Source organism: Mycobacterium sp. (assembly GCF_047975165.1).
Taxonomy (GTDB): Bacteria; Actinomycetota; Actinomycetes; order Mycobacteriales; family Mycobacteriaceae; genus Mycobacterium.
In genome coordinates this window covers 47,112-54,702 of record NZ_JBKECZ010000004.1, presented here as the reverse complement: position 1 = coordinate 54,702, position 7,591 = coordinate 47,112, and the positions used below count along the sequence as shown (strand labels likewise).

General features: G+C 69.3%; 6 protein-coding genes. All 6 read right to left on the bottom strand.

The features are described 5' to 3' along the window. Positions 1–262: 262 nt before the first annotated feature. Positions 263–748: a pantetheine-phosphate adenylyltransferase gene (gene coaD, locus ACK5M9_RS00325; protein WP_416891218.1), complete on the bottom strand. Its 486-nt coding sequence runs from the start codon at positions 746–748 to the stop codon at positions 263–265. Positions 749–839: 91 nt separating this feature from the next. After that, complete coding sequence (gene rsmD / locus ACK5M9_RS00320) at positions 840–1,421, bottom strand: 16S rRNA (guanine(966)-N(2))-methyltransferase RsmD (protein ID WP_416891217.1); 582 nt, start codon at positions 1,419–1,421, stop codon at positions 840–842. 70 nt (positions 1,422–1,491) lie between these two features. Beyond that, a complete protein-coding gene (locus ACK5M9_RS00315; protein ID WP_416891216.1) occupies positions 1,492–4,875 on the bottom strand; it encodes a pyruvate carboxylase in 3,384 nt (1,127 codons plus the stop codon). Between the two features lie 31 nt (positions 4,876–4,906). Beyond that, on the bottom strand, positions 4,907–5,521 hold the full coding sequence (locus tag ACK5M9_RS00310; protein WP_416891223.1) for a vitamin K epoxide reductase family protein: 615 nt from the start codon (positions 5,519–5,521) through the stop codon (positions 4,907–4,909). A 64-nt stretch (positions 5,522–5,585) separates the two neighbouring features. Next, on the bottom strand, positions 5,586–6,347 hold the full coding sequence (locus tag ACK5M9_RS00305) for a DsbA family protein (protein ID WP_416891215.1): 762 nt from the start codon (positions 6,345–6,347) through the stop codon (positions 5,586–5,588). Between the two features lie 72 nt (positions 6,348–6,419). Then, on the bottom strand, positions 6,420–7,463 hold the full coding sequence (locus tag ACK5M9_RS00300; RefSeq protein WP_416891222.1) for an alpha/beta hydrolase: 1,044 nt from the start codon (positions 7,461–7,463) through the stop codon (positions 6,420–6,422). Between the last annotated feature and the right edge of the window lie 128 nt (positions 7,464–7,591).

The window sequence follows — 7,591 nt, the reverse complement described above, 5'->3', positions numbered from 1 at the left end:
TTCTGAGGTAGGTGGGAGCTGGGGGCTGACGCCCGGGAGGCTGGGGGCTGGGGGCTGGGGGCTGGGGGCTGGGGGCTGGGGGCTGCGAGTCGTTCGCGACCGTAAAGTGGCTGCGATTTCGCGCCCCGATTTTCGCCGTGGCGTAACGCTCGCGAGCAACCGACCCGCACCGCAGTCGGCGGTCGGCAGTCGGCGGTCGGCAGTCGGCAGTCGGCGGTCGGCAGGGGACAGGGGGCGCCAGCGGCGGGTACCCCTCGTTCCGTTATCCGTCCCCGCGGGCCAGGCGTTCGCGCAGCCGCCGATTGACCGGTTCGGGCAGCAGTTCCGAGACATCGCCGCCCAGCATCGCCACCTCCTTGGCCAGTGACGAAGAGACGAACGAATACCCGGGCGCGGTCGCCACGAAGAACGTGTCCACACCGGCGACGTGCTTGTTCATCTGCGCCATCTGCAGTTCGTACTCGAAATCGGTGCCGGTCCGCAGGCCCTTCACGATGGCGTTCATCCCGCGCGACTTGACGAAGTCGACCACCAGGCCCTGCCCGGCTTCCGCCCGCAGGTTGGGCAGGTGGGTCGTCGACTCCTCGATCATCGCGATCCGCTCGTCGAGGTCGAACATGCCCAACTTGACCGGGTTCACCAGAATGGCGACCACCACCTCATCGAACTGGGCGGCGGCACGTTCGAAAACATCGATGTGCCCCAGGGTCACCGGGTCGAAGGATCCCGGGCATACCGCGCCGCTCATCATCCAGACGCTAGCAGCCCCGCCCATTCGGGGCGCCTCGTTCGCGAGCGTAACGGGGTTGCGATTTCGCGCGCCGGAATTCGCCCTGGCGTTACGCTCGCGGGCACGCGGGCAGCGAAGTGTGAGCATCGGCGAACTCCAGCCGGGTGTCGCCGTACGTCCGCGGCGGCCACGCCGACCAGCCGCCGGGCCAGCTCAGCGGCGGGCTCCCGGCGCCCCGCTCGACCACGGCAATGGCCCCCTCCCGCACCCACCCGTGGCGCCCCAGGGCGGCGAGCACGCCGTCGACCTCACCGGTGTCCACCCAGTAGGGCGGGTCGGCGAACACCAGGTCCATCCGCACCGGCGGCCGCGACGCCAGCACCGCGGCAACGGCGCCCCGGCGAACCGACGCACCCGGCAAGCCCACGGCTGCGATATTGCGATCGATCGTTGCGGCGGCGCGCTGATCGGACTCCACGAATAGCGCCGAGGACGCCCCGCGCGACAGCGCCTCCAGTCCCAGTGCGCCCGATCCCGCATACAGGTCGAGTACCGCCGAACCGGCGAAGTCGATTCGGGCCGCCAAAATGTTGAACAGCGATTCGCGCACCCGGTCGGTGGTGGGCCTGCTCCCCCGCGGCGGAACCACCAGGCGCCGGCCGCGCGCCACCCCGCCGATGATGCGGGTCATCGGCGGCTCGCCCCCGCGAGCGGGCGGTACCCCCACCCCATCGCGTCGCGGTGCATCCCGGCCGCCGCGCTCAGCGGAGCACCACCAGCAGGTCTCCCCCTTCGACCTGGGCGGTGGCCGACACCGCCACCCGCTCGACGATGCCGTCTGCGGGCGCGGTGATCGGGGCTTCCATCTTCATCGCCTCGATGGTCGCGACGGCCTGCCCGGCGGTCACCCGTTCGCCCTCGGCCACGCCGACGCTGACGACCCCGGCGAAGGGGGCCGGGACGTGGCCGGGATTGCCGCGGTCGGCCTTCTCGGCGGCCGGAACCGCACTGGCGATGCCCCGGTCGCGCACCAGGATCGGCCGCAACTGGCCGTTGATGATGCACATCACCGTGCGCATACCGCGCTCATCGGGCTCGGAGATGGCCTCCAGCCCGATCAGCAGCTCCACCCCGGGCTCCAGCTCGACCAAGTGTTCCTCGCCGTGCCGCAGCCCGTAGAAGAACTGGTTGGCCGACAACTGCGAGGTGTCGCCGTAGGTCTCGCGGTGATCCTGGTATTCCTTCGTCGGCCCGGGGAACAGCAGCCTGTTCAGGGTGGCACGCCGCCGCTCCCCCGATACGGCCAGTGCGGCCTCATCCTCGGAGGACAGTTCCGGGGCCGGTTTGGCCGGTGCACGTCCGGCCAGGGCGGCCGAGCGCAACGGCTCGGGCCACCCGCCGGCCGGGTCACCGAGCTCGCCGCGCAGAAACCCGAGCACCGACTCGGGAATATCGAATCGCGCTGGGTCAGCGGCGAATTCGTCGGCACTGAGCCCCGAACCGACCAGGGCCAACGCCAGGTCGCCGACCACCTTCGACGACGGGGTGACCTTGATCAGCCGGCCCAGCACCCGGTCGGCTCCGGCATAGGCGTCCTCGATCTCCTCGAACCGGTCCCCCAGCCCCAGCGCGATGGCCTGCTGCCGCAGATTCGAGAGCTGGCCGCCGGGAATCTCGTGGTGATACACCCGCCCGGTCGGCCCCGGAAGCCCGGATTCGAAGGGCGCGTACACCTTTCGCAGCGCCTCCCAGAACGGCTCCAGCGTGCACACCGCGGCCAGCGACAGCCCGGTGTCGAACCCGGTGTGGGCGGCGGCGGCCACAATCGAGCTCAGTGCGGGCTGGCTGGTGGTGCCCGCCATCGGCGCGGAAGCTCCGTCGACCGCGTCGGCGCCCGCCCGCCAGGCGGCCGCATAGCTGCTCAACTGGCCGCCGGGAGTGTCGTGGGTGTGCACATGGATGGGCAGATCGAACCGGCTGCGCAGCGCGCTCACCAGCGTGTGCGCCGCAGGCGCCCGCAACAGACCGGCCATGTCCTTGATCGCCAGCACGTGCGCGCCGGCCGCGACGATCGACTCCGCCAGCCGCAGGTAGTAGTCCAGCGTGTACAGCCGCTCGCCGGGGTCCGACAGATCACCGGTGTAGCACATCGCGACTTCGGCTATGGCAGAACCCGTTTCGCGTACGGCGTCGATGGCCGGTCGCATGGAGTCGAGGTTGTTGAGCGCGTCGAAAATCCGGAAGATATCGATGCCGGTGGCGGTCGCCTCCTGCACGAACGCCGAGGTGACGATTTCCGGATACGGGGTGTAGCCCACGGTGTTGCGGCCCCGCAGCAGCATCTGCAGGCAGACGTTGGGGATCGCTTGGCGCAGTGCGGCCAGCCGCTCCCACGGATCCTCTTTGAGGAAGCGCAGCGCCACGTCATAGGTCGCCCCACCCCAGCATTCCACCGACAGCAGTTGCGGTGTCGTCCGCGCCAGATAGGGCGCGACCATCATCAGGCCCCGGGTTCGCACCCGGGTGGCCAGCAACGACTGATGCGCGTCGCGGAAAGTCGTGTCGGTGACACCCACCGCCGGGGATTCCCGCAGCCAGCGGGCGAATCCCGCCGGCCCCAGGTGCAGCAGTCGCTGCCGCGAACCCGGCGGAGGTGGGGCCTCGATGTCGATGGGAGGCAGCTTGTCCTGCGGGTAGATCGCCGACGGCCGGACGCCGTGCGGGTGGTTGACCGTGACATCGGCCAGGTAGTTGAGGATCTTGGTGCCCCGGTCGGCCGACGTGCGCGCCGTCAGCAGCTGTGGCCGGTCGTCGATGAACGACGTGGTGACACGGCCGGCCTGGAAGTCCGGATCGTCGAGAACCGCTTGCAGGAAAGGAATATTCGTCGATACCCCGCGTATCCGGAATTCAGCGATGGCCCGGCGCGCCCGGTTGACCGCAGCAGGAAAGTCCCGGCCCCGGCAGGTCAGCTTGACCAGCATGGAGTCGAAGTGGGCGCCGATCTCCGCCCCCAGGTGGGTGCTGCCGTCGAGTCTGATGCCGGCCCCGCCGGGGGTGCGGTAGGCGCTGATCCGGCCGGTGTCGGGGCGGAACCCGTTGGCCGGATCCTCGGTGGTGATCCGGCACTGCAGGGCCGCGCCGTGCGGGCACACGGCATCCTGGGTCAGGCCCAGGTCCCGCAGCGACTCCCCCGCCGCGATGCGCAGTTGACTGGACACCAGGTCGACGTCGGTGACCTCCTCGGTGACCGTGTGCTCCACCTGGATCCGGGGGTTCATCTCGATGAAGACGTATTCGCCGCTGCCATCCAGTAGGAACTCGACGGTGCCGGCACAGCTGTAGCCGATCTGGCGGGCGAAGGCGACCGCGTCGCCGCACATCTTCTCCCGCAGTGCAGCCGGCAGATTGGGTGCGGGCGCCAGCTCGACGACCTTCTGATGGCGGCGCTGCACGCTGCAATCGCGCTCGTAGAGGTGGATCACGTCGCCGGCGGTGTCGGCCAGGATCTGCACCTCGATGTGCCGCGGATGCGCGACGGCCCGCTCCAGATACAGCGTCGCGTCCCCGAACGCCGATTCGGCTTCGCGGCCGGCGGCTTCGATGGCCTCGGGCAGCGCGGCGGCGTCGGCGACCCGGCGCATCCCGCGACCGCCGCCGCCGGCAACCGCCTTGACGAACAGCGGAAAACGCATTCCGCCGGCGGCCGATATAAGCTCCTCCGCGGACGCCGACGGCGCCGAGGACTCCAGGACCGGCAGCCCGGCCGCGCGTGCCGCGGCAACCGCCCGCGCCTTGTTCCCGGCGAGTTTGAGGACTTCGGCATCCGGACCGACGAAGGTGATGCCGGCCGCCGCGCACGCCGCGGCCAAATCCGGGTTCTCCGAGAGGAATCCGTAGCCGGGATACACCGCGTCGGCTCCGCAGCGCTGTGCGGCGTCCACTATCTCGTCGACGGAAAGATACGCCCGCACCGGATGCCCGACCTCGCCGATCTGATACGACTCGTCGGCTTTGGTGCGGTGCAGGGAATTTCGGTCCTCGTAGGAGTAGACGGCCACGGTGCCCAGGCCCAGTTCGTAGGCCGCCCGAAACGCCCGGACCGCGATCTCACCGCGATTGGCCACCAGAACTTTGGAAATCATGTCCGGCCCCTGATCACATTCGGCTGCAGCACTAGACGAGCGTCGACCAATAATCCCAGAACCGCACCAGGATCAACACAACTACCCCGGTGAGCCAGAACGTCACCAGCGACCATCGCCAATCCAGGAGCAGTCGCATCGCGGTGTGGTTTTCGGCGTACGGACGCAGCAGGATCGTCGCGACCACCACCAGCAGCGTGACGGTGACCACCCAGACCACCATGCAGTACGGGCACAGCGCCCCGATGCGGTAGAGACTCTCGAAGATCAGCCAGTGCACCATCGCCGCACCGAGCAGCAGCCCAGCTGTCAGGCCGGCCCAATACCACCGGGGCAGCGAAAGTCTCGCCAGTGACAACACCCCGGTGACGATCACCACGGTGAAGCCCACAATGCCCAGCAGCGGGTTGGGTACGCCGAACAGCGAAGCCTGCGGGTTGGTCATCACCGAACCGCAGGACAGAATCGGGTTGATGTTGCACGACGGCACGTAGGACGGGTCGAGCAGCCGCTGGATTTTCTCCACCGTCAATGTGATCGAGGCGATCAAGCCCGTCGCACCGGCGATCAGCATCCACCAGGCGCTGCCCGCGGGTGCCGACAGCCCGGGCGCCGACAGCCCAGGCGGTATCGGGCCGGGCGGTATCGGGCCGGGAGCCACGCCCGCACCGGGTCCGCCGGTGTCCACCGCAGGTTCGCCGCTCACCCGGTCAGGCTTTCGCCGACGCCGCGGCCTCGTCGATACCGGGCACGTCGCCCGCTACTTCCTTGATCTTGGCAACCAGTGCCGCCGGCGTCGACCAATCGTAGTCCGTGCCATTGATCTTCACCGTCGGCGTCGCATGAATGCCGTTGGCCGCCGCCAGCCCGTTGACCTTGGATATGTACTTGCCGCTCTTGATGCAGTCCGGCACCGAGCCCGCGGCACCGGCCTCGCGGGCCAACTCGGTCAACCGCGCGTCGTCGGGGAAGCTGGTGCCGATCTCCTCGGGCTGGATGTCGGCGCTGTAGAGCGCGCTGTGAAAACGCCGGAACGCCTCGATGGACTCGTCGGCGACGCAGTACGCGGCCGCGGCTGCGCGCGAAGAATAGTTTTGGTTGCGCGGGCTGTCGAGGATGGTCAGCATGGTGTAGTCCGCCGCGACCGCGCCGATGTCGATGAGTTTGGACACCGTGGGCCCGAAAGCGCGCTCGAAACTACCGCATGCCGGGCAGAGGAAGTCCTCGTAGAAGGACACCGTGGCCTTGGGCTTGCCGTCCTCGGTGACCAGCTTGGCCGAGGTCACCTCGACCGCTCCGCCGGCCGCGCCCCCGTCATTCTTCTTGTGATTCGACATCACGATGTAGGTGACCAGGACGACGGCGAAGATGACGACGATCGCGGTGCCGCCGATCTGGATGAGGCGGCCGGACTTGCCGCCACCGGAGTTCAGGTCGAGTCGCGCGGGGCGCTTGGGTTTGTCGTCGGCCACTGGTTCCTCACGTTCGTTGGGCTAACCCGAGATCGGGCGCCTCCAGAGTACCGGCGGGTCGATTCACGGCTCTCAGCAGCGGCTCAGGTGCGCACGCAGCGCCGAGATGAGCTCTGTCGTCCCGGCGGCACTACCGCCTCCCAGCGGGAACAGGTTGGCGAAACCGTGCGTCAGCGAACCCATGCAGCGCAGGTCGACGTCTGTGCCCGCGGACCGCAACGCCGCGGCGTAGTCCTGTCCCTCGTCCCGCAGCGGATCGAACCCGGCGACACAGATCAACGCCGGCGCCAGCCCGGCCAGCGATGCCGCCGACGCCGGCGACACCCGCGGATCGGCGGTATCGATCCCGGACCCGCGCAGGTACTGCGCGGTGAACCAGTCGATGTCGCGTTTGGTCAGCAGGAAACGTCGTCCGAACAGACTCAACGACCGGGTCTGCGCGGCGAAGTCCGTCCGCGGGTAGATCAGCCACTGCAACGCCGGCACCGGGCCACCGCTGTCGCGCGCCAGCTGGCTGACCAGGGCGGCTAAGTTGCCACCCGCACTGTCCCCGCCGACCGCGACCCGTGCGGGGTCCGCGCCCAGTTCGCCCGCGTGCGCGCAGGCCCACTCGAAGGCGGCGAAGGCGTCGTCGACCGCCGCCGGCGCCGGATGCTCCGGAGCCAGCCGGTAGTCGACCGACAAAACGTGGATGCCGGCATCCCGGCAGGTGAGCCGGCACAGGGCGTCGTGGGTGTCCAGATCCCCGACGGTCCAGCCGCCACCGTGGTAGAAGACCAGCAGCGGCGCGGACTCGCCGTCGGGCGCGACGTAGTGCCGAGCGGCGATCTCACCCGCGGGGCCGGGCAGCGAGACCTCGCGGACCTCGACGTGGATCTGCGGACCGGGCATCGAGGCCATCGTCTTGCGCATCACCGCGCGGGAGACCTCGGCGTCGTCGTCGACGATCAGGCCGTCGATGCCGACAGTCCGCATGCCGAGCAGGGTCAGCTGCAGCGTGGGATCGAGGGTGTTGCCGTCGATGACAACCGAGCGGCCGCGCGTGAGCAGCCGTTTGGCTGCGCCGGGAATCCACGGAACGGCCTTGGCACTGGCCCCGGAGATTGCTGTCTGCATCCGGATCTTCCGGCCCAGGGGCACGTGCGCCGGAGCGTCCGGGTGGCCCGGATCCCCCGGCGGAGTGTTCGTCATCAGCGGCTCCCTTACGAGTCTCGTCGCCGTCCCCGGTCCACCCGGCCGGCGGT

Excerpts from the sequence above, each read along its gene's own strand:
- coaD (WP_416891218.1), bottom strand. The coding sequence starts at position 748 with ATGAGCGGCGCGGTATGCCCGGGATCCTTCGACCCGGTGACCCTGGGG.
- rsmD (WP_416891217.1), bottom strand. The coding sequence starts at position 1,421 with ATGACCCGCATCATCGGCGGGGTGGCGCGCGGCCGGCGCCTGGTGGTT.
- ACK5M9_RS00315 (WP_416891216.1), bottom strand. The coding sequence starts at position 4,875 with ATGATTTCCAAAGTTCTGGTGGCCAATCGCGGTGAGATCGCGGTCCGG.
- ACK5M9_RS00300 (WP_416891222.1), bottom strand. The coding sequence starts at position 7,463 with ATGCAGACAGCAATCTCCGGGGCCAGTGCCAAGGCCGTTCCGTGGATT.